This is a genomic window from Nocardioides sp. (assembly GCF_035697785.1).
Classification (GTDB): domain Bacteria; phylum Actinomycetota; class Actinomycetes; order Propionibacteriales; family Nocardioidaceae; genus Nocardioides_B.
In genome coordinates this window covers 1-20,820 of record NZ_DASSCL010000068.1, presented here as the reverse complement: position 1 = coordinate 20,820, position 20,820 = coordinate 1, and the positions used below count along the sequence as shown (strand labels likewise).

The following is a 20,820-nucleotide window of genomic DNA, read 5'->3' as shown; positions in this document are numbered from 1 at the left end:
GGGATGATCGCGCGGCGGTCGGCGGAGGACTGCCAGCGCGGCGAGAGGCCGTGCCCCTCGCCGCCGAGCACCAGCGCGACTTTGTCGAGTCCCGCCACCGCCTCGTCGAGCGGCCGGGCATCGGGGGCCAGCGTCATCGCGACGGTCGTGTACCCGTGCGCGGACAGCGACGGCAGGGCGTCGTACCAGTCGGCCAGCCGGGTCCAGGGCATCGAGAACACCGCCCCCATCGCCACCTTGACCGACCGCCGGTAGAGCGGGTCCGCGCAGCGCGGTGACAGCAGGACGGCGTCGACGTCGAGGGCGGCGCCGCTGCGCAGGATCGCGCCGACGTTCGTGTGGTCGACGATGTCCTCGAGCACGAGCACTGTGCGGGCACCTTCCAGCACCTCGTCGAGGGGCGGCAGCGGCCGCCGGCGCAGCGAGGCCAGCGCGCCGCGGTGCACGTGGAAGCCGGTGACCTGCTCGGCGAGCTCCTCCGAGACCACGAAGCACGGCGCGTCGGTCTGCGCGAGCACGTCGGACAGGCCGTCCAGCCAGCGCGGGGCCATCAGGAACGACCTTGGTGCGTAGCCGGCCTCCACGGCGCGGCGTACGACCTTCTCCCCCTCCGCCAAGAACAGCCCGTGCTCGGCCTCGAGATGCTTTCGGAGCTCGACGTCGCGCAGGTCGCGGTAGTCGGCGAGGCGCGGGTCGTCGGCGTCGGCGACCTCGGTCAGGACTGCCATGAACTCGCGGCGGCGTACTTCTCGGGGTTCGCCACCGCGACCACGTCGCCGATCACGACGATGGCCGGTGGCCGCACCTGCTCGGACTCCACGGCCGCGTCCACGGCCGCGAGCGTCGACAGCAGCGTGCGCTCGCCCGGCATCGTGCCCTCCGAGACGACCGCCACCGGCGTCTCGGGTGACCGGCCGCCGTCGAGGAGGGCGGTGGCGATCGCGGGCAGGTTCTGCACCGCCATCAGCAGTACGACGGTGCCGCGCAGCCGGGCGACCGCCGGCCACTCGACGAGCGACTCGGGGTGGCCCGGCGGCAGGTGCCCCGAGACGACCGTGAACTCGTGGGCTACGCCGCGGTGGGTGACCGGGATGCCGGCAACCGCGGGCACCGAGATCGCGCTGGTGAGGCCGGGCACCACGCTGCACGGGACTCCGGCCTCCGCGCAGGCGATCGCCTCCTCGTAGCCGCGGCCGAACACGAACGAGTCGCCGCCCTTGAACCGGACCACCCGCTTGCCGGCGCGTGCGCGCTCGACGATCACACGGTTGATCTCCTCCTGCGCGGCGGACCGGCCGCGGGGCAGCTTGGCGACGTCGATCAGCTCCACGTCGGGTGACAGCTCGTCGAGGAGCTCGCGTGGCGCGAGCCGGTCGGCGACCACGACGTCGGCCTCGCTCAGCGCGCGGCGGGCGGCCACCGTCACGAGCTCGGGATCACCCGGTCCGCCGCCCACCAGCACGACGCCCGGCGCGCGCTCGGAGTCGTGCGGCGCGGCGATCGCCCCGTCCCGGAGGCCGGCGACGACCGCGTCGCGCACCGAGGCGGAGCGCCGCGGCTCGCGGTTGCTGAGCACGGCCACCGTGACCCCCGCGTGCCGGCCGACCGCAGGAGTCCACGCCGTAGCCTTCGGCGCGTCGTCGCTACGCACGCAGAAGATCCGGCGCGCCTCCGCGGCCGCGCTGATCCGCTGGTTGACGGCCACGTCGTCGGTCGCCGCGATGACGTACCAGGCCTCGTCGAGGTCGGCGTCCTCGAAGCCGCGCGGGAGCCAGGTGATCTCGCCACCGCCCGCGAGCCCCTCGACGGCCGGTGTCACCTCGGGCGAGACCACGACCACGTCGGCTCCGACCGCGATCAGCCCGGGCACCCGTCGCTGGGCCACGTGTCCGCCACCGGCCACCACGACCCGGCGGCCGGCCAGCCGCAGGCCGGAGGGGTACGGCGGGAACTCCGTCATTTCCGGGCCACCCCGGCCGAGTCGAAGGTGGCCATCTCCCGCAGCGTGGCGCCCGCCGCCTCGATGATCGGGAACGCCAGCGCCGCGCCGGTGCCCTCACCCAGGCGCAGGTCCAGGTCGACCAGCGGTCGCAGGCCGAGGTGCTGCAACGCGATCCGGTGCCCTGGCTCGGCGCTGCGGTGCCCGGCGAAGCAGTAGCCGAGTGCCGCCGGCTCGATCGCCTGTACGACGAGGGCGGCGGACCCGGCGATCAGCCCGTCGAGCACCACCGGGACACCCGCCGCCGCACCGGCCAGCACGAAGCCGACCAGCCCGGCGTGCTCGAAGCCGCCGAGAGAGGCCAGCGTCTCGATCGGGTCATCGGTCACGGCGCTTCGCTCGATCGCCACCTGCACGATCGCGATCTTGTGCGCGTGCATGGGGTCGTCGATGCCGGTGCCCCGGCCGGTCACGTCCGCCGGCTCCGCTCCCGTGAACGCCGCGACCAGGGCCGCCGACGCCGTGGTGTTGGCGATGCCCATGTCACCGGTGAGCAGGCAGTCGTGACCCGCGGCGAGAAGCTGCTGGGCGACGTCGGTCCCGAGCATGATGGCGGCCACCGCCTCGTCGCGGGACATCGCGGGCCCGGCGGCCAGGTCCGACGTACCCCTGCGGATCTTGCGGTCCAGCACGTGTTCGTCGGCCTCGACGTCGGCCGCGACGCCCATGTCGACCACGTAGACCTCGGCGCCGGCCTGCCTCGCCAGCACGTTGACCGCGGCCCCTCCCGCGCGGAAGTTCTCGATCATCGAGGCCGTCACCTCCTGCGGCCACGGGGTCACGCCGCGGGCGTGCACGCCATGGTCCGCGGCGAACACGGCCACCGCAGGCCGCTCCAGCGGGCGCGGCGGACAGGTTCGCTGGATCCCGCACAGCGTCACCGACGCGTCCTCCAGCACGCCGAGGGCGCCCGCAGGCTTGGTGAGCTGCGCCTGCCGCTGTCGCGCCTCGGTCATCGCCCGCTCGTCGAGCGGCCGGACCGGCGTGCGGGTTCCGAGATGACGGACGTCGGGGTGCATGCGCGCCATTGTCCTCGTCGTGCGGCGGCGCCTGGCACCTGCCCAGGGGCCGGACTACTGTCGGGTTGCTGTCAGGGCAGGAACCCGACCTTCAGGAGGCACCGTGAGCACGCTCGACCGTCCCGTGACCCCGAACCCCTACGACCTGCTGCCCGCCACCGCGTCGTTCTCGGTGACCAGCGACGACGTCACGGACGGCCGGCCGCTCACGGACGACCAGGTCGCGGCCAAGGGCAACACCTCGCCGCAGCTGAGCTGGTCCGGCGCGCCCGAGGGGACGAAGAGCTACGTCGTCACCTGCTTCGACCCCGACGCGCCCACCCCGTCCGGCTTCTGGCACTGGGTGCTCGTCGACCTGCCTGCTGACGTGACCTCGCTGGACACCGGCGCCGCTTCCGGCGACCTCCCGGGCAAGGCGTTCCACTGCCGCAACGACGGCGGCGAGGCCGGGTTCATGGGCGCCGCGCCACCGGAGGGCGACCAGGTGCACCGGTACTTCTTCGTCGTGCACGCCGTCGGCGAGGAGTCGTTGGGCGTGGACGAGAACTCCTCACCCGCGGTGGTCTCGTTCAACCTCGCCTTCAAGACGCTTGGCCGCGCCATCCTGCACGGCACCTACCAGCACTGAGAGCGAACCGGCTGGTCGAGGGTCACCCGCCGGAAAGGCGCGCGTAGACGTCCGAGTCGAGGAAGCGCGGCACGATGAACCGCGTGGCGGGGGCGAGGTCGAGGGAGCCGTCGCGCACCCGGGCGGGATCGACGAACACGATCTGCCGTCCCTCCCCGAGGACGATGTCGTCGTCGGTGACGTCGGTGCGGCCGACCCAGATCCGCCACTGGTCGGCCAGGTGCGTCGAGACCTTCGGTGAGTGCTGGACCACCTCGTCGAACCACAGCTCGAGGCCGGTGAGCTCGAGGCCGGTCTCCTCCGCGACCTCGCGGGCCAGCGCGTCCTCCCACTCCTCGCCCGGTTCGACGTGGCCGCCGACCAGTCCCCACTGCTCCGGCGCGACCTGCGCGTGCTCGTCGCGCTCCTGCAGCAGCAGCCAGCCGCGCGGGTCGACGAGGATCACCGTCGCGATACGGCAGTTGCGCTCCGCGCACGGAGTGATGTCCTCGTCGACGCTGCGGGCGCTGGCGCCCCGAGCGGCTGATGCGTCGGTCACGCTGGTCCCCCTCAAGAGGATTGCTCGGAAGTGTGTCGTCCTGCACACTTAACCTCCCCACATTCTCACAGCGGTACTCCCCACCCCCGGCCGGCGTGGTCCGGGGGCTTCGGCGTGCGTGCCGCACCGGGGAGTGCCCCTTCGAGACGAGGAGCCAGGAGGTCGGATGCTGTACGTCGCGGTGGCGGTGCGTGCGTTCCGTCGCTACGCGACCTACACGGCGGCCACCCTCGCCGGCATCTTCACCAACAGCGTCTTCGGCGTGATCATCAGCTTCAGCTACCTCGCGGTGTGGGGGCAGAACCCCGACGCCGGCGGCTACGACGTCTCCGACGCCCTGACCTACGCCTGGCTGGGGCAGGCGATGATCATGACCGTCGCCGTCTGGTCCGGCGGCGCCACCGACGACCTGGCAGCCAGGATCCGCACCGGCGACGTCGCGCTCGACCTGTACCGGCCGGTGGGTCTGCTGGGCTGGTGGCTGGCGACCGACCTCGGCCGCGCGGCGTACCACCTGGTCACCCGGGGCCTGGCGCCCACGCTCGTCGGCGCGGTGCTGTTCGACCTCCGCTACCCGGCCGGTCCCGGCACCTGGCTGCTCTTCTGGCTCTCCGTGCCGCTGGCGGTCGTCGTCTCGTTCGGTATCCGGATGCTCGTCACGGCCAGCGCGTTCTGGCTGCTCGACGACACCGGCGTACGCAACCTGCAGGTGGTGTGCGCGATGTTCTTCTCGGGGCTGGTCGTGCCGCTCGTGCTGTTCCCCGGCTGGACGCGCGACCTGGCGATGGCGCTGCCGTGGGCCGCGTTCCTCCAGGTGCCCGCGGACATCTGGCTCGGTCGTCGCGCCGGCGCGGACGCCTGGTGGGGCCTCACCTTCCAGGCAGCCTGGGCGGCGGCGCTGCTCGGCGCCTGCGGCGTGGTGCTGCGCCGGGCCCGGCACAAGGTGGTGGTGCAGGGTGGCTGAGGCCTCGGCACTCCCCGACGCCCTGCGCGCCTACGGTCTGCTCGCCCGGACCTGGGTCCGGGTGTCGATGACCTACCGGACGTCGTTCGTGATCCTCACCATCGCGCAGTTCGTGGTGACGGGTCTGGACTTCCTGGCGATCGTGATCATGTTCGCCAACATCGACGCACTCGGCGGCTTCTCGCTCGCCGAGGTCGCGTTCCTGTACGGCGGCGCCGGGGTCTGCCTCGGGCTCGCGGACCTGATCCTCGGCAACATCGAGCACCTGGGCAGCAAGATCCGGCTGGGCACGTTCGACGCGATGATGATCCGTCCGGTGCCGCTCTACGCCCAGGTGTGCGCCGACGAGTTCGCCCTGCGCCGCCTGGGCCGGATCGCGCAGGCCACCGCCGTGCTGGCCTGGTCGATCGTCACCCTCGACCTCGAGTGGACACCGGCGAAGGCCGCCATGGTCGGCTACCTGGTCGTCTTCGGCACGGCGATCTTCCTGGCGATCTTCACGCTCGGCGCGGCGTTCCAGTTCTGGACCCAGGACGCCTCCGAGGCCGCGAACGCGTTCACCTACGGCGGCAACACGCTCGCCCAGTTCCCGCTGACGATCTATCCGGCCGAGATGGTCAAGGCGCTCACCTTCCTCGTGCCGATCGCGTTCGTGAACTGGTACCCGTCTCTCTACATCCTCGGCCGCCCGGACCCGTTCGGGCTGCCCGAGGCGTTCCAGTTCGCCGCGCCTGTGGCCGCACTCGCCCTCGGCCTGCTGGCCACCGTGGCCTGGCGAACGGGCGTCCGCCGCTACCGATCGACAGGGAGCTAGCAGCATGGTGTCGACGGGCTCGACCACCGCGTTGATCGAGGTGGAGGATCTGACCCGGACGTTCGTCGTACGCCGGCGCGCGGGCCGGTTCCGGCGGATCGCGTCCGTTGTGCGCGCCGTCGACGGGATCAGCTTCGAGATCGCTCGGGGCGAGATGGTCGGCTACATCGGGCCCAACGGCGCCGGGAAGTCCACCACCATCAAGATGCTCACCGGCATCCTCGTGCCCACGTCGGGGCGGCTGAGCGTCGCGGGCGCCGACCCCTCACGCGACCGGCTCGAGCTCACCCGGCGGATCGGGGTGGTCTTCGGCCAGCGCACGACGCTGTGGTGGGACCTGCCGCTGCGCGACTCGTTCGAGCTGCTCCGGCGCATCTACAAGATCACGCCGGACCGGTTCCGCAGCAACCTCGACGAGTTCTGCGAGCTGCTCGACCTCGGCGACCTTCTCGACACCCCGGTCCGGCAGCTGTCGCTCGGGCAGCGGATGCGCGGCGACATCGCGGCCGCCCTGCTGCACGACCCGGAGATCCTGTACCTGGACGAGCCGACCATCGGCCTCGACGTGGTGAGCAAGAGCCGGCTGCGCGAGTTCCTCCGGCGGGTCAACGCCGAACGTCAGGTGACACTGCTGCTCACCACCCATGACCTGCAGGACATCGAGCAGCTCTGCAAGCGGGTGATGGTCATCGACCACGGCTCGCTGGTGTACGACGGGTCGCTGTCCGGCCTGCACACGGTCGGCTCATCCACCCGCACCCTCGTCGTGGACCTCGTCGACCCGCTCCCGGACGACGCCCGGATCGCGGTGGACGGCGCGACCGTACGCCGCGTCGAGGGTCCCCGCCAGTGGCTCAGCTTCCCCGCCGAGGCCTCGGCCGCTCCCCTGGTGGCCGCCGTCGCCGCGTCGTACGACGTCGCCGACCTCTCGATCCTGGAGCCGGCGATCGAGGACGTGATCGCAGACATCTACGCCCGCTGACGTCGAGACGCGCCCCGAGGGGGTTGAGACGCGCCCCAGAACTGTTGAGACGCGCTTGTGGGGCCCGGAGCGCGCGCATGAACACCCCCGGACGCGCGTCTCAACATCCCGCACGCGCGTCTCAACGTTGTTTTGACTCATTCCAGAATAGGTGGTTGGGTCGGGGCATGACCTCGTCGCTGCGTCCCGACCACGCGGACACGCTCCGCGACCGGGGGCTGCGGGTGACCAGGCAGCGGGTGGCGGTGATGTCCGCGCTGGCCGGCGCACCACACTCCGGAGCCGACACCGTCCTCGCGCGGGTCCGGGCCGACGTCGGCCGGGTGTCCCACCAGGCCGTGTACGACGTGCTCAACGCCCTCACCGACAAGGGCATCGTCAACCGCATCCAGCCGGCCGGGTCGGTGGCCCGCTACGAGCTCCGGGTGGGCGACAACCACCATCACCTGGTGTGCCGGCGCTGCGGTGTCGTCACCGACGTCGACTGCGCCGTCGGCGCCGCCCCCTGCCTCGAGCCGCAGGACCTTCGCGTGCACGCCCCCGGCTTCGTCCTCGACGAGGCGGAGGTCATCTACTGGGGGATCTGCGACCCCTGCACCCACGACTCACGCAACACCGATCAGGAGGAAGCATGACCCAGGACACCACCCCGCACGGCGGATCGACCACCGGCTTCGGCTCCCCCGCCCCGAGCGACCGCAACTCACTCTCGGTCGGAAGCAACGGCCCGCTGCTCCTGCACGACGTGCACCTCGTCGAGCAGCTGGCCCACTTCAACCGGGAGAACGTGCCCGAGCGGCGTCCGCACGCGAAGGGGTCGGGTGCCTTCGGCGTCTTCGAGACCACCCAGGACGTGTCCCGCTACACGAAGGCGGCGCTGTTCCAGAAGGGCGCGTCCACGGACCTGCTGCTCCGGTTCTCCACCGTCGCCGGTGAGCTCGGCAGCCCCGACACCTGGCGCGACGTCCGCGGCTTCGCGCTGAAGTTCTACACGTCCGAGGGCAACTACGACCTGGTCGGGAACAACACGCCGGTCTTCTTCCTCCGTGACCCGATGAAGTTCCCGCACTTCATCCGCAGCCAGAAGCGGCTGCCGGACTCCGGCCTGCGCGACAACAACATGCAGTGGGACTTCTGGACCCTGAACCCCGAGTCGGCGCACCAGGTCACCTACGTGATGGGCGACCGCGGGCTGCCCCGCTCCTGGCGCCACATGAACGGCTACGGCTCGCACACCTACATGTGGGTCAACGCCGCGGGCGAGAAGTTCTTCGTGAAGTACCACTTCCACACCGACCAGGGCATGGAGTTCCTCACCAACGCGGAGGCCGCCGAGGTCGCCGGTGAGGACGCGGACTACCACCGCCGGGACCTCTACGAGGCCATCGAGCGCGGCGAGCACCCCAGCTGGACGCTCAAGGTCCAGGTCATGCCGTACGACGACGCGAAGTCCTACCGGTTCAACCCGTTCGACCTGACGAAAGTGTGGCCGCACGGCGACTACCCCCTCATCGAGGTCGGCAGGCTGACTCTGGACAGGAACCCGGAGAACTTCTTCGGGCAGATCGAGCAGGCCGCCTTCTCCCCCGGCAACACGGTCCCGGGCATCGGGCTGTCGCCGGACAAGATGCTGCTGGCCCGCTCGTTCGCCTACAACGACGCGCAGCGCAACCGGATCGGCACCAACTTCGTCCAGCTGCCCGTCAACAAGCCGCGGGTGCCGGTGAACTCCTACCAGTTCGACGGCCAGATGTCCTACGAGCACAGCGGCGCCGCGCCCGTCTACGCCCCCAACTCCTACGAGCGGGGCTGGTCGGACGGACCCGGCAACCCCGAGGAGGCCTGGGAGGTCGACGGCGAGCTGGTGCGCAGCGCCTACCAGCTGCACGCGGAGGACGACGACTTCGGCCAGGCCGGCACGATGGTCCGCGAGGTCTTCGACGACGCGCAGCGCGACCGGCTCGTCGACCAGGTCGCCGGCAGCCTGCTCGGCGGGGTCCGCTCCCCCGTGCTCGAGCGCGCGTTCGACTACTGGAAGAGCATCGACGCCGAGGTCGGCAAGCGGATCGAGGAGAAGGTCCGCGAAGGCTCTGGTGACGCCGTGCAGGGCATGGGCGACGCCTGAGCCGGTCGGCCCGGCCCAGCGGTCGTCGAGCCCGTCGAGACGAGATCTCGACGGGCTCGATCACCGGGGCCGGACGAAGCGCGGGTCGGCACCGTCGAGCGAGGCCAGCCACCGCTTCGCGCGCGTCTTCGAGGCCCGCGACAGCCAGGCGTCCTGCACCAGCTCGGCGACCTCGTCGCGGGTCAGCTCGCCGATCCGGGACGCGCGGAGCAGCACGGACCTGTGCCCCTTGAAGTGCGGCGTCGTGAAGTACGGCGTGTCCGGGTCCTCGACCATCGCCGTCTTGTCGCCCTGGTCGGCCACCCAGAACACGATGACGTCGTCGTAGCGCTCGCCCGTGTCGGGGTCGAAGGCGTCGGGTCGCGGGCCGCGGAAGAAGATGAACGACTTGCCGCCGACGGCGTACACCTGCCGCCCGTCGTCCCCGGTCACGGTCACGTGCGGCAGCGCGAGTGCCACCTCGTGCACGTCGTCGACCCGTGCCTTCCTCGACCGTCGCGGCATACCCGCATCGTAGGCCGCGGGGGTGGGGCAGGATTGCCGCATGGGACGCAGCGAAGAGTGGCCCGTCGACGTCCTCGGCAGGCCCTACTACGCCGAGACGATCGACCTCCCGCCCGACGACGAGGGCGAGGTCGTCGCCACGCTGGTACGCCGTCGCGGCCGCTCCCGCAGCCGCAAGGCCGTGCTGCACGTGCACGGGTTCGCCGACTACTTCTTCCAGACCGTCGCCGCGGATCACTGGCTGTCCCGTGGCTACGACTTCTACGCCCTCGACCTGCGCAAGTACGGCCGCTCGCTACGCCCGCACCAGACCCCCAACTTCACCACCGACCTGACCAGCTACTACGCGGAGCTCGGCGAGGCCTACCGCCGAGTGACCGAGCGCGACGGGCACGACCACGTGGTGATGTCCGGGCACTCGACCGGCGGGCTCGTCGTACCTCTCTGGCTCCATGACGAAGCCGCTCCGGTCGACGGGGTGGTTCTCAACTCGCCGTGGCTGGACCTGCACGGCAGCCTGCTGCTGCGCACCGCCGGGACGAAGGCGATCGACCAGATCGGCGCCCGCCGGCCGTACCTGACCATCCCCCGGGAGGTGAACGGCTTCTACGCCCGCAGCCTGCACCGTGACCACGACGGCGAGTGGCCGTTCGACCTGGAGTGGAAGCCGCTCGAGAGCTGGCCGGTGTACGCCGGCTGGCTGCGTGCGGTACGACGGGGCCACGCGCGCGTGCACCGCGGGCTCGACCTCGACGTACCCGTGCTCGTCCTCACCTCGGACACCTCCGGCCACCCGCGCGAGTGGGACGAGACCTGCTCGAGCAGCGACATCGTGCTCGACGTGCAGCAGATCCGGAAGTGGGCGCACAAGCTGTCCCGGCACGTCACCCTCGTCTCGGTGCCGGGAGCGCTGCACGACGTCACCCTGTCGCGGGACGAGGTGCGGACCCGGGTGTTCGACGAGATGGACCGCTGGCGGACCTCCCACCTGGCGACGCCCGACGACACCGGGCACGCGAACGGATCGGCGGACGGCCCTAGGACCAGTCGTAGACCCGCCAGGGCAGCCCCGGCAGCGGCCGGGACGCCGGCGGCATCTCGCCGCGGCACAGGGAGCCGATGACCCAGCGGCTGGAGGTCGAGAACGCCACCCGCCCGTCGTCGTTGACGACCACCCCGGCCGAGCCGGCGCCGAGGCGACCGAGGACGAGCGCCTCGAACCGGTTGATCGGGAGGTCGGCGCCGGCCACCCCGAGGAACTCGCCGTCGGCCTCCACCGGCATGGTCAGGGTGAGGAGGTACCGGTCCGTGCCGTGCACGTCGACGTACGGTCCGACCACGTGCCGTCGCCTGGTGCGTCGCGGGACGGCGAACCACTCCGTGCCCGCGTAGTCGTAGAAGTCCAGGCTGTCGGGTCGCAGGTCGACCTCGAGCCGGGCCGGGTCGTCCTTGCCGGCCACCCACTGCCACCACTCGAGCCGCAGGTGCGGATGCCCGAGCAGGCCGGGCTCCAGGATCACGCCCAGGCCGACCGCGACCTCGTCGGGCCGTCGCATCCGCGCGAGCAGCTCTGGCGCGAGGCCGTGCACGTCGTCGTCGCTGAGCCGACGGCCCGCGGCGGTGGCGGCTGCGTGCACCGCCAGTGTCGACCGGCGCACCTCGTCCACCGTCGCGAACACCCGCTCGACCACCTCGACCACGACCTCGGCGACGTCGTGGTCCTCCCGGGTCCCTGAGATCACGGCTTCACCCCTCCTCCCCGGCGCGGTCACGCATCAGCCTGATGTGGTCGTCGATCAGGCGCAACGTCTCGTCGCCGAGCTGCTGCTCGACCAGTGTGCGCGCACGGTCCGCGCGACGTCCGCCGATCGCCTCCACGACGAGCCGTCGCGCGTCCGCCAGCTCGCTCCCGCTCCGACCGGCGGAGGCCCGCCAGGTGAGCTGCGCGAGCTCACCCTGCAGCTCGATCTCCATCATCGTCAGCCGTGCGGACTGGGCCGCGGCGGCCATCTCGATGTGCAGCCGGCCGTCGATCCGTCGTACGTCGGCGTCGCCCTCGGCGGCCCGGAGCCGGGTCACCAGCTCGCGGAGCCGCTCGATCTCGGCCTCGGAGGCCCGCTCGGCGGCGAGTCTCGCGGCGGTCCCCGCGACCGCGACGTGCAGGTCACCGATCTCGCGGAGGTCGCTGACCCCCATCTCGGTGAGCCGCTCCCGGGACAGCGCCGAGAGGCCCGCACCCGACATCCGCACGAAGCTGCCGCCGCCGCGGCCCCGTCGGGTCTCCACCAGCCCCTTCTCGCGCAGCTCCGCCAGCGCGTCGCGCAGGGTCACCGTCGAGACGTTGAGCGAGGTCGCCAGCTCCTGCTCCGGGGGCAGCTGCTCGCCGTCGCCGAGCAGCCCGAGGGCGATCGCGCCGCCGAGCCTGCGGGTGACCGCCTCCCGACGGTTGCCGGCGTCGTCGAGGGGTCCGAAGAGCGCGTGATGCAGGCGCATCGAGTCGCTCCCTCCGCTCGAGGCACTAGCCCTTTTGGTGTCTTGCGGACAAACATATAGAGCCATATGTTTTTCGCAACACTGTGACGTGGACCACTTCGAGCCGTGCGCAGGAGGCGCCCTCATGACCCAGATCGAGGAGCCCGTCGACCGGGACGACCCGCTCAACCGACCGTTCACGCCCGGCATGCGGGACAATCCCGCGGATCTGGCGTCGATGCCCGACGAGATCGCGCGGGTGCACGAGATCGGTCCCGATGCGAGTCCGGAGCAGCAGTTCGCGGCGGAGTGGCGCAACGCGTCGTACAACTGCTTCTCCTCCGGTCACAAGTTCTGCCGCGAGGTCTGCCCGGTCATGCAGGTCACCCGCAACGAGTCGTGGACCCCCACCGCCTTCCACGCCAACGTCGTCGCGATGGAGCGGGGTGAGCTCGGCATCGAGGAGGTCGCCGCCGACTACGTGAACTGCACCCAGTGCGGCGCCTGCGAGCTGCGCTGCCCGAACACCCTGTTCACCGGCGACTTCTACCGGTTCCGCACCCGGACGGTCGACGTGGTCAAGGCCGCGCGAGCGTTCGCCGTCGAGAGTGGCGTCCACCAGCCCGGCTGGAAGACCTGGAACGAGCGCACCGACCTGCGGACCCACGAGCCGGTGCTCGGTGACACCGACGTCAGCCAGGAGCACGTCCGCGACTGGTCGGAGGGCCTCGACATCCCGATCGGCGGCGAGACGATCCTCTTCGTGGACTGTGAGGCGGCGTTCTACCGCACGTCCGTGCCGCGGGCGGTCGCACAGATCCTGCAGCAGGCCGGCGTCGAGTTCGGCCTGATGGGCGAGCAGTGGTGCTGTGGCGGACCGGCGGCAGAGATGGGGTACGTCGACCAGGCGAAGCGGTTCGCCCAGCACAACCTCGACAACTGGCGATCCACCGGCACCAGGCGGGTGCTGGTGCTCGACCCGCACGACTACATCTCGTTCACGGAGGACTACCCGAAGTACTTCGGCGCCGACTACGACATCGAGATCGTGCTCGTGGTCGAGCTGTTCGCCGAGCTGATCCGCGAAGGCCGGCTGACGCCGTCGGTGCCGGTCGAGCGGAGCATCACCTACCACGACCCCTGCCGGCTCAACAAGCGCAAGGGGATCTGGAAGGAGCCGCGGGAGATCCTGCGCGCGATCCCGGGTCTCGACTTCAAGGACGTCGACCGGGTGACGCAGTGGTCCTACTGCTCGGGCGGCGGGGGCGGCCTGCCGGTCGAGAAGCCGGAGCTCACCGCCGCCATCTCCGCCAAGCGCATGGAGCATGCGTCGGTGCTCGAGGTGGACACCATGGTCAGCGCCTGCCCGTGGTCCGAGCGCCCGCTGGGCGAGGCGGGCGACGGCGCCGGCATCGACGTGATCGACCTCCACGAGCTGCTCGCCACCTCGCTCGGGATCGAGGTCGGCGGCAGCACCCGTGGAGGTGCCCGATGACCCTCCAGGCGGAGCGGGTCGACGAGGTCGTCAGCGCGCTGCGGGGCGTGCTCCGGGACGAGCAGATCCTCACCTCGAAGCCGGACCGTCTCAACCGCGCCCGCGTGCCGGCACCGTTCCCGGTGCACCGGTGGACCGAGCGGATGCCCGACCTCGCAGTGCTGCCGACCAGCACCGAGGAGGTCGCGGCGGTCGTCCGGATCGCCAACGACCTGCGGGTGCCGATCGTGCCACGCGACGGCGGCACCGGGCTCACCGACGGCGCGGTGCCGCTGCGCGGGGGCATCGTCGTCGACGTGAAGCGGATGAACGCCATCAGGGAGCTCGATCTCGAGAACCGCACGGTGACCGTCGGCACCGGCATCAACATGCTGAAGCTCAACGAGCAGCTGGCCCGGCACGACCTGTTCTACCCCGACGACCCGGCGTCGTACCCGTGCAGCCTGGTCGGCGGACGGATCGGCACGAGCGGCTGGTCGCTGATCGGCTCGCGCTACGGGCACACGCGTGACCTGGTGCTGAGCTTCGACTTCGTGCTGCCGACCGGCGAGGTCATGCACGTCGGCGACGGCATCGGCCACAAGATCAGCAAGTCCTCGAGCGGCTACCAGCTCAAGCACCTGTTCATGGGCCACCAGGGCACCCTGGGCATCGCCACCGAGGCCACCCTCAAGCTGTTCCCGAAGCCGGAGGCCGAGCTCTCCCCGTTCTGGGCGTTCGACAACTACGACGACGCCTACGCCTGCGTGGGTGCACTGGCCCGCGCCGGGGTCGCCACGTTCGCCGGGGCCGTGCTCTTCGACGAGCACAAGGTCGCCTACCTGCGACGTGACGACGAGGCCTACATCCCCCAGCCCGGAGACGTGCGGGCACTCGTCTGCACGGTGATGTACGGCTACGAGGACGAGGTCCGGCCGGCCGGCAAGCGGCTGTTCCGGATCGCCCGGGAGCACGGCGCGCGCTACCTGGGCGACGAGATCTCCGAGGGCGACTGGGCGGCACGGCACGACCGCTACGCCACCCCGCTGCACGGACGCACCAAGGCCGGTCAGGTGGTGCCGATGAGCTGGCACTGCGAGGACGCGGCCATCAACTACACCCACCTCCCCGCCGTCACGAAGGCCTGGCACGAGATCGTCGCCGACCTGCGTCGCCGTACCGACGTCTTCGACGACTGGGGCATGTTCGCCTACACGTCCGGCAACACCGGCGTCGACTACCTCACCGAGATCGACGTCGGCATCTGGGAGCAGCAGCTCGACGACCGGGCCTGGGAGATGTGGGTGAAGGCGAAGCGCGACATCGCCGCCGTCGCTATTTCCCACAACGGCTCGATCAGCGCGTGCCACGGCTCCTGCCGCGATGGGGAGGTCGACCTCGTGCCCGACGAGCTGGGCCGCGGCTTCGACGTGATGCTCGACGTCAAGCGAGCCCTGGATCCGAACAACATCATGAACCCCGGCAAGTACCTCCTCGACCGGGCCTACGACACAGGACGGCAGGCATGACCGAGAGCAACAACGGCAAGGGCCGACCCGTCGGCTACCGGTACGCCGAGCAGCTCACCCCACCGGAACCGGCCCAGGTTACCGACGTCGCCCGGACCTCCTTCGAGCACGTCTACGAGGTCGACCCGCGGCTGATGCAGACGTGGGTGCTGCAGCAGGAGTTCCCCAACTGGGACACGCTGCGGATCATGAACAGCCGGCACGACCACCTGGACTGGATGCACCGGCACTTCGCCCACAAGGTGGTGACCGGCTCGGAGCTGCTCGCCGAGGTCGAGGCGGAGGGCGGGCAGTCATGAGCCAGGAGATCTCGGCCCGCGGCCACGAGCACCACGAGCACGACGAGGACGCGGCACGGCTCGCCTCCCTGGGCTACACCTCCGAGTTCAAGCGCGACATGAGTCTGTGGGCGAACTTCGCCCTCGGCTTCACCTACCTCTCCCCCGTCGTCGGCATCTACTCGCTGTTCGCGGTCGCCCTGGCCACGGGCGGTCCGCCGATGATCTGGTGGCTGGTGATCGTCGGCCTCGGCCAGCTGCTGGTCGCCCTGGTCTTCGGCGAGATCGTCTCCCAGTACCCCGTCGCCGGCGGGGTGTACCCGTGGGCCCGGCACCTCTGGGGACGCAAGTGGGCCTGGATGACCGGCTGGATCTACCTGATCGCGCTGCTCACCACCATCGCCGGTGTCACCTACGGATCGGGCCCCTTCCTGGCACAGCTGCTGGGCTTCGAGGCCGGCACCGGCTCGACGATCACGTGCGCGCTGATCCTGCTGGCGCTTGCCCTGCTCATCAACCTGATGGGCACCAAGGCGCTGGCCATGGCCGCGATCATCGGCTTCTCCGCCGAGCTGCTGGGGGCACTCGCGGTCGGTGGCTGGCTGCTGATCACCGAGCGTCACCACAACCTCGGCGTGCTCTTCGACACCCAGGGCATCGCATCGGACGGCGGCTACTTCGGCGCCTTCATGGCCGCGGCCCTGATCGGCATCTACCAGTACTACGGCTTCGAGGCCTGCGGTGACGTCGCCGAGGAGGTCCCGGACCCGACCCGGCAGATCCCCAAGGCGATGCGGATGACGATCTACGTCGGTGGCGCCGCCGCGATCTTCGTGTGCCTGTCGCTCCTGCTGGCCGTGGCCGACTACGCGGCGGTCATCGACGGGACCGATGCGGACCCGGTCACCACGATCCTGAACGAGGCCTTCGGGGTGAACGGCACCAAGGTGGTGCTGGTCGTGGTGATGATGTCGTTCCTGTCCTGCGCGCTCAGCCTGATGGCGGCGGCCAGCCGGATGATGTACTCCTACGCGCGCGACGACATGATCATCGGGTCGCGGATCCTCCGCTACTTCCTGCCGCACCGGCACGTCCCGCCGTACACCATGATCGTCGGCGCCGTCGTTCCGGCGATCATCATCCTCGGCTCCGTGGTCTCGACCAAGGCGCTGACGTCGATCATCTCGTTCGCGACCCTGGGCATCTACCTCGGCTTCCAGATGGTCGTGCTGGCGGCCCTGCGAGCCCGCCTCAAGGGCTGGCAGCCCAGCGGCGCGTTCCGGCTGGGCACGTGGGGCCTGCCGGTCACGGCGGCGGCCCTGGCCTATGGGGTCACCGCGATGGTCATCATGGCCTGGCCGAGGACGCCCGACGTCCCGTGGTACGACAACTGGATCGTCGCCCTCTCCGCCGCGCTCGGCACCGGCGTGGGGCTGGTCTACCTCGTCCTCGCCAAGCCCTACCAGAACACCGACGCACTCGCCGGTGACGCGATCCCCGGCGAGGCCACGCCCCCGCAGACCCCGACACCGCACGTCTGACGAAGAAAACCGGAGGAGACACACCATGAGGTTCAGCTACGCGATGCTTCCGGACTACCCGCTCAGCGAGTCGCTGGCATCGATCAAGAAGGCCGACGAGCTCGGCTTCTACGCCGTGTACGCCGCCGACGAGACCTGGCACAAGGACCTCTGGCTGCTGTTCGCCGCGGCCGCCGGCCAGACCAGCCGGATCCGGCTCGGCCCGAGCATCTCGGGCGTCGTGCTGCGCGAGCCGACGCTGATCGCGCAGGCGGCCGCCACGCTCGACGAGCTCAGCAACGGGCGGGCGGAGGTCGCGGTGTCGAGCGGCAACTTCGGCCTGCTCGCGCAGTACCACATCGACTGGGCCAAGACGAAGCCGTTGTCGCGGGTCAAGGAGGCGGTCCACGTGATCCGTACCCTGCTCGATGACGGCGTGGTCACCTTCGACGGGGAGTTCTTCAAGTACAGCGGCCTGTTCACGTTCGCCCGGCCCGTGCAGGAGCGGCTGCCGGTGAAGATGGGCGCGATGCGCGGGCCCAAGTCGTTCGAGGCGTCGGCGGAGTTCTCCGACGGCTGCCACCACGCGCTGAGCTACACCCGTGAAGCGTACGAGTACATGATGAAGCACTGCACGATCGGTGCCGAGCGTGCCGGCAAGAACGTGCACGACCTAGACCTCGGCTCCTGGGTGGTCTTCTCGGTGGCCGAGGACTCCGCGGTGGCCAAGGACGCCGCGCGCAGCATGGTCGGTCTGTACGCCTCGTCCATGCCTCACGAGCAGCTCGAGCGCAACGGTGTCAGCCCCGATGAGGTGGCGCCGATCATCGAGGCGATCGGCGCCGGCGACATGGCCAAGGGGATCGAGCTCACCTCCCCCGACCTGGCCGAGCGGCTCTCGATCGCCGGCACGCCGGAGGAGGTCACCGAGAAGATCAAGACCAACATCGAGCCCACCGGCATCAACCACATGATCCTGGCGATCACCGACGCCTCGCTGGTCAAGGCGCTGATGGGCCGGGAGATCGCGGGCGTGCCCAACGTGGACACCCAGCTCCAGCTGGTGCACGACAAGGTGATGCCCGCGTTCGCCTGACCGGAAAACCCGGAGCGGCCCGTCGGTCCGGTGCTCTACGTTGGCGGTCATGACGCTGACGACGGAGCAATGCCTGGACGCCATCACCCGCTACTCGCGGGAGTTCGCGACCGCCGTGCGCGGCAACCTGTCCGCACGCGTGGAGCACTGTCCCGACTGGAGCGTGGCCGACCTCGTGCGCCACCTGACCGAGGTGCACTGGTTCTGGGGCACCATCGCCGAGGGCAAGCTGTCCGAGCCGCCTGACGAGTCCCTGCGGCCGACCCACGCCAACGACGACGGGCTGGTCGCCGCCTTCGAGGCCGGTGCGGCCCGCCTCGTCGACGTGCTGGCCGCGGCCGACCAGTCGGCGCCGTGCTGGACCTGGTTCCCCGGGCAGCAGGACGTCGCCTTCATCACCCGCCACCAGGTGCAGGAGGCCGCGGTGCACGCCTGGGACGCCGTCAACGCGGCCCGTCGTCCCCTCGCCATCGACCCGACCGTCGCGGCCGACTCCGTCGACGAGTTCCTCACCACCTCGCTGGCCGACGAGTCCGACGCGGCCGAGGGCGACCTGGTCCCCCTCGACGGCACGTTCGTGCTGCGCGCCACCGACACCGGCGACGCGTGGACGGTCGGCGACGGTTCCGTCCCCGGGGCGATGACGATGACCCGCGGCGGCACCGCGGGGGCACCGCTCCTCGAGGCGCCGGCCCCCGACCTGTTGCTGTGGCTCTACTCCCGCACCGACGTCGACGGCGACGTGCCGGCCGACCTGCTTGCTCGGTTCCGGGGTCTGAGCAGCACCGACTGACCTGACGTCGCTGTGCGCGCCGAGCGCGGTCGGCCTGCCTTCGCTGCTGATCGCTGATCAGTCGCGTCGAATCGGCTCCAGCCATTCCTTGGGAGCGAACTCGCGGCCGAAGTCGGCACACGCCTCGTTCTCGCACCGCCCCTGGGTCTCGAAGGTGACCCCGGCGTTGCCCGAGGCGATCACGAGCGCCGCGTTCTCGGGCCAGAGATGGTCACCGCGGCGCAGCGGCTGTGCACAGGTCGGGCACCGCGGATCTCGCAGCTCGGCTGGGTCTGCCATACCGTCCACGGTAGGGGCGTCCCCGCGCCACGTCTACGTTGACGATCCACATCAAAACGGCCGCCGCAGTCGGCAACGGCAAGCGATGGTCGTGCTCGTTTTCGCGTCAGCTCGTGGCCTCCTCGGCACGTGAGTACTCCGCTGGACCGAAGACGACGACCACGGCGAAGTCCTCAACGACATCCACGAAACGGTGCTCCTCGCCCGCAGGGACGAAGGCAACGACACCAGGTCGCATCTCGGCCGTCCCGCTGGGAGTCCACAGCGTGGCCGTTCCACGAGTGACGAGGTAGATCTCGTCCTCCGTGTGGGGTAGCTGGGGATCAGAACCGCCGGCGGGCAGCGAGTACGTGCCGCAGCTCAGGTCGGGCACCTCCAGATGCTGCTCCCAATGGGTGCCCGTCGTCGGCACGTAGGATCCGGCGCCCGCGAGGATCTTCATGGTCGTGATCATATGAAGCCGACAGGCTCCGCCGGGTTCACGCCGACGGGAGGTTGCTCATGATCAGCGCGGCCTCGTCGTTCTCGGGGTCGAGGTCGAGGGCTCGTTGCAGGGCTCCCCTCGCCAGGTCGAGGTGCCCGTCCACCTGGTGCGCCCATCCGGTCATCGTCCACGCAGGGGATGAGTCGGCACGCAGCTCGGTCCACGCTCGGAGGAGGGTCCAGACCAGGTCGGTGCGGTGCAGCTCGATCGCTCCCCACACGGCGTCGACGAACCCCTCGTCGTCAAGGTCGAACTCGGCCGGCTCGAGCGCAGCCAGTCGGTGAAACACCGCCTTTGCGGCATCCGGTCCAGAGGTCGTCAGCGCCTTGGCAACGGGACCGACGACTGGGGGCAGAAGGGCGCGCATCGCCGCCACCCCCGCTCCCGACTCCTCGGCGAGGGCGATGTCGAGCGCTGCCGCCCCGACGGGTCCGGTGGGGACCGTGTTGGAGTTGGCCAGCATGACCACTCCGGTCCGCACGTCAGGCACCAGCACGACTTTCGAACCGAACCCGGGGTCGGCACCGGTGTGGCTCAGCGTTCGGTGCCCGTGGTAGCTGCCCACGCTCCAGGCGAGCGCCGCGGCCTCCTCCCATGGGGGGCGACCCACCGGCACCACCGGCTGCGTCAGCAGGTCGAGGAGCCCCTGGTCCAGCCGGGCCCACTGCCCCTCGGGGCCCCCGGCAGCCGTCTCGGCCGGCTCGAAGTGGGCCACCACCCAGCGACACATCTCGACCAGGTTGGAGTGCAGGGTCGAGCTGGGGGCATGGCGCCTGGTGTACGGATAGGCGTCGCCGGGCACCTGCAACGGCATGCCCACGTGCGGTGAGGCAGCAAGGTGCCGGGGCACCTCGGCGCGCAGGAAGGTGCTGTTCGGCATCCCGAGCGGGGTCAGGACCTGCTGCCGGACAGCGCTCTCGAACGTCGTGCCCGTCACCCTGGACAGCAGCAGCCCGAGAAGCTCGAACCCGGCGTTGGAGTAGGAGTGCATCGAGCCCGGTTCCGCCTGCAGCCGCCAGCCCGACAGGCTGCGAGCGAAGTCGCTGAGTGCGTCATCGCCGAGCTGAGGGGCGTGCCAGCCGTAGTCGGCGACGTCGGGGAGACCGCTCGTGTGGCTCAGCAGTCGCCGGGCCGTGACCTCCCCTTGGCGACCGTCGGCCAGCGTGAGCTCGGGCAGCCATTCGGTGATCGGAGCGTCCAGATCGAGCACCTGTTCGCCGGCGTCCCGCGCGGTCACCAGCGAGACGATGGCGGTCGCGACGAAGGGCTTGGACACCGACGCCAGGTGGAACATCGTCTCGGCTGAGACCGGCGTCCCGCTG

General features: G+C 70.6%; 23 protein-coding genes. 13 read left to right on the top strand and 10 right to left on the bottom strand.

Annotated features, from left to right (window positions below; all coding sequences use genetic code 11):
- The 3 genes from VFH10_RS07195 to cobT all read right to left on the bottom strand — a co-directional run.
- A partial coding sequence (locus VFH10_RS07195) for an RNA methyltransferase (protein ID WP_325127396.1) occupies nt 1–728 on the bottom strand: 728 nt, incomplete at its 3' end.
- Nucleotides 716–1,960 (bottom strand): uroporphyrinogen-III C-methyltransferase, encoded by a 1,245-nt coding sequence (cobA, locus tag VFH10_RS07190; protein ID WP_325127393.1) that lies wholly within the window; start codon nt 1,958–1,960, stop codon nt 716–718. The genes VFH10_RS07195 and cobA, both read right to left, overlap by 13 nt.
- Nucleotides 1,957–3,018: a nicotinate-nucleotide--dimethylbenzimidazole phosphoribosyltransferase gene (gene cobT, locus VFH10_RS07185; RefSeq protein ID WP_325127391.1), complete on the bottom strand. Its 1,062-nt coding sequence runs from the start codon at nt 3,016–3,018 to the stop codon at nt 1,957–1,959. Before cobT ends, cobA begins: the two co-directional genes overlap by 4 nt.
- Nucleotides 3,019–3,121: 103 nt before the next feature.
- On the opposite strand from cobT, the gene VFH10_RS07180 reads away from it, so the two are divergent.
- Nucleotides 3,122–3,646, top strand: coding sequence for a YbhB/YbcL family Raf kinase inhibitor-like protein (locus VFH10_RS07180; RefSeq protein WP_325127389.1), 525 nt, complete (start codon nt 3,122–3,124; stop codon nt 3,644–3,646).
- 22 nt (nt 3,647–3,668) lie between these two features.
- On the opposite strand, the gene VFH10_RS07175 is transcribed toward VFH10_RS07180, so the two are convergent.
- A complete protein-coding gene (locus tag VFH10_RS07175; protein WP_325127387.1) occupies nt 3,669–4,184 on the bottom strand; it encodes an NUDIX domain-containing protein in 516 nt (171 codons plus the stop codon).
- Between the two features lie 166 nt (nt 4,185–4,350).
- Between VFH10_RS07175 and VFH10_RS07170 the strand changes: the two genes are divergently transcribed.
- The 5 genes from VFH10_RS07170 (at nt 4,351) to VFH10_RS07150 (ending at nt 9,069) form a co-directional block, all read left to right on the top strand.
- Entirely contained in the window at nt 4,351–5,148 is a 798-nt protein-coding gene (locus tag VFH10_RS07170) for an ABC transporter permease (protein WP_325127385.1), read from the top strand.
- A complete protein-coding gene (locus tag VFH10_RS07165; protein WP_325127383.1) occupies nt 5,141–5,962 on the top strand; it encodes an ABC transporter permease in 822 nt (273 codons plus the stop codon). Before VFH10_RS07170 ends, VFH10_RS07165 begins: the two co-directional genes overlap by 8 nt.
- Nucleotides 5,963–5,966: 4 nt before the next feature.
- Nucleotides 5,967–6,944 (top strand): ABC transporter ATP-binding protein, encoded by a 978-nt coding sequence (locus tag VFH10_RS07160; RefSeq protein ID WP_325127381.1) that lies wholly within the window; start codon nt 5,967–5,969, stop codon nt 6,942–6,944.
- Between the two features lie 167 nt (nt 6,945–7,111).
- On the top strand, nt 7,112–7,579 hold the full coding sequence (locus VFH10_RS07155; protein ID WP_325127379.1) for a Fur family transcriptional regulator: 468 nt from the start codon (nt 7,112–7,114) through the stop codon (nt 7,577–7,579).
- Nucleotides 7,576–9,069, top strand: a complete 1,494-nt coding sequence (locus tag VFH10_RS07150) for a catalase (RefSeq protein ID WP_325127378.1) — start codon at nt 7,576–7,578, stop codon at nt 9,067–9,069. The genes VFH10_RS07155 and VFH10_RS07150 overlap by 4 nt, the downstream gene beginning before the upstream one ends.
- Before the next feature lie 60 nt (nt 9,070–9,129).
- Here the strand turns inward: VFH10_RS07150 and VFH10_RS07145 are convergent, their stop codons facing one another.
- Complete coding sequence (locus VFH10_RS07145; RefSeq protein ID WP_325127376.1) at nt 9,130–9,573, bottom strand: MmcQ/YjbR family DNA-binding protein; 444 nt, start codon at nt 9,571–9,573, stop codon at nt 9,130–9,132.
- A 40-nt stretch (nt 9,574–9,613) separates the two neighbouring features.
- On the opposite strand from VFH10_RS07145, the gene VFH10_RS07140 reads away from it, so the two are divergent.
- Nucleotides 9,614–10,696, top strand: coding sequence for an alpha/beta hydrolase (locus tag VFH10_RS07140; protein WP_325127373.1), 1,083 nt, complete (start codon nt 9,614–9,616; stop codon nt 10,694–10,696).
- On the opposite strand, the gene VFH10_RS07135 is transcribed toward VFH10_RS07140, so the two are convergent.
- Both VFH10_RS07135 and VFH10_RS07130 read right to left on the bottom strand, forming a co-directional pair.
- A complete protein-coding gene (locus VFH10_RS07135) occupies nt 10,611–11,315 on the bottom strand; it encodes a cache domain-containing protein (protein WP_325127371.1) in 705 nt (234 codons plus the stop codon). The genes VFH10_RS07140 and VFH10_RS07135 overlap by 86 nt on opposite strands.
- A 4-nt stretch (nt 11,316–11,319) precedes the next feature.
- Entirely contained in the window at nt 11,320–12,066 is a 747-nt protein-coding gene (locus VFH10_RS07130) for a FadR/GntR family transcriptional regulator (protein ID WP_325127369.1), read from the bottom strand.
- A 124-nt stretch (nt 12,067–12,190) separates the two neighbouring features.
- On the opposite strand from VFH10_RS07130, the gene VFH10_RS07125 reads away from it, so the two are divergent.
- From VFH10_RS07125 to VFH10_RS07100, 6 genes are read left to right on the top strand one after another with little or no spacing between them, the layout of a single operon-like run.
- Nucleotides 12,191–13,540: a (Fe-S)-binding protein gene (locus VFH10_RS07125; RefSeq protein ID WP_325127367.1), complete on the top strand. Its 1,350-nt coding sequence runs from the start codon at nt 12,191–12,193 to the stop codon at nt 13,538–13,540.
- Entirely contained in the window at nt 13,537–15,048 is a 1,512-nt protein-coding gene (locus VFH10_RS07120) for an FAD-binding oxidoreductase (RefSeq protein WP_325127365.1), read from the top strand. Before VFH10_RS07125 ends, VFH10_RS07120 begins: the two co-directional genes overlap by 4 nt.
- The gene (locus VFH10_RS07115) at nt 15,045–15,347 is read left to right on the top strand and encodes a hypothetical protein (RefSeq protein ID WP_325127364.1); all 303 of its coding nucleotides are present in this window, start codon (nt 15,045–15,047) and stop codon (nt 15,345–15,347) included. Before VFH10_RS07120 ends, VFH10_RS07115 begins: the two co-directional genes overlap by 4 nt.
- Nucleotides 15,344–16,867, top strand: coding sequence for an APC family permease (locus VFH10_RS07110; RefSeq protein ID WP_325127362.1), 1,524 nt, complete (start codon nt 15,344–15,346; stop codon nt 16,865–16,867). Before VFH10_RS07115 ends, VFH10_RS07110 begins: the two co-directional genes overlap by 4 nt.
- A 25-nt stretch (nt 16,868–16,892) precedes the next feature.
- A complete protein-coding gene (locus tag VFH10_RS07105) occupies nt 16,893–17,942 on the top strand; it encodes an LLM class flavin-dependent oxidoreductase (protein WP_325127361.1) in 1,050 nt (349 codons plus the stop codon).
- A gap of 49 nt (nt 17,943–17,991) precedes the next feature.
- Nucleotides 17,992–18,735 (top strand): maleylpyruvate isomerase family mycothiol-dependent enzyme, encoded by a 744-nt coding sequence (locus VFH10_RS07100; protein ID WP_325127359.1) that lies wholly within the window; start codon nt 17,992–17,994, stop codon nt 18,733–18,735.
- A gap of 57 nt (nt 18,736–18,792) precedes the next feature.
- On the opposite strand, the gene VFH10_RS07095 is transcribed toward VFH10_RS07100, so the two are convergent.
- From VFH10_RS07095 to VFH10_RS07085, 3 genes are all read right to left on the bottom strand, one after another.
- Nucleotides 18,793–19,014, bottom strand: coding sequence for a hypothetical protein (locus VFH10_RS07095; RefSeq protein WP_325127357.1), 222 nt, complete (start codon nt 19,012–19,014; stop codon nt 18,793–18,795).
- A gap of 106 nt (nt 19,015–19,120) precedes the next feature.
- Entirely contained in the window at nt 19,121–19,456 is a 336-nt protein-coding gene (locus VFH10_RS07090; RefSeq protein ID WP_325127355.1) for a cupin domain-containing protein, read from the bottom strand.
- 37 nt (nt 19,457–19,493) lie between these two features.
- Nucleotides 19,494–20,820 (bottom strand): serine hydrolase domain-containing protein (locus VFH10_RS07085; RefSeq protein WP_325127353.1); only part of this gene is annotated, 1,327 nt, incomplete at its 5' end.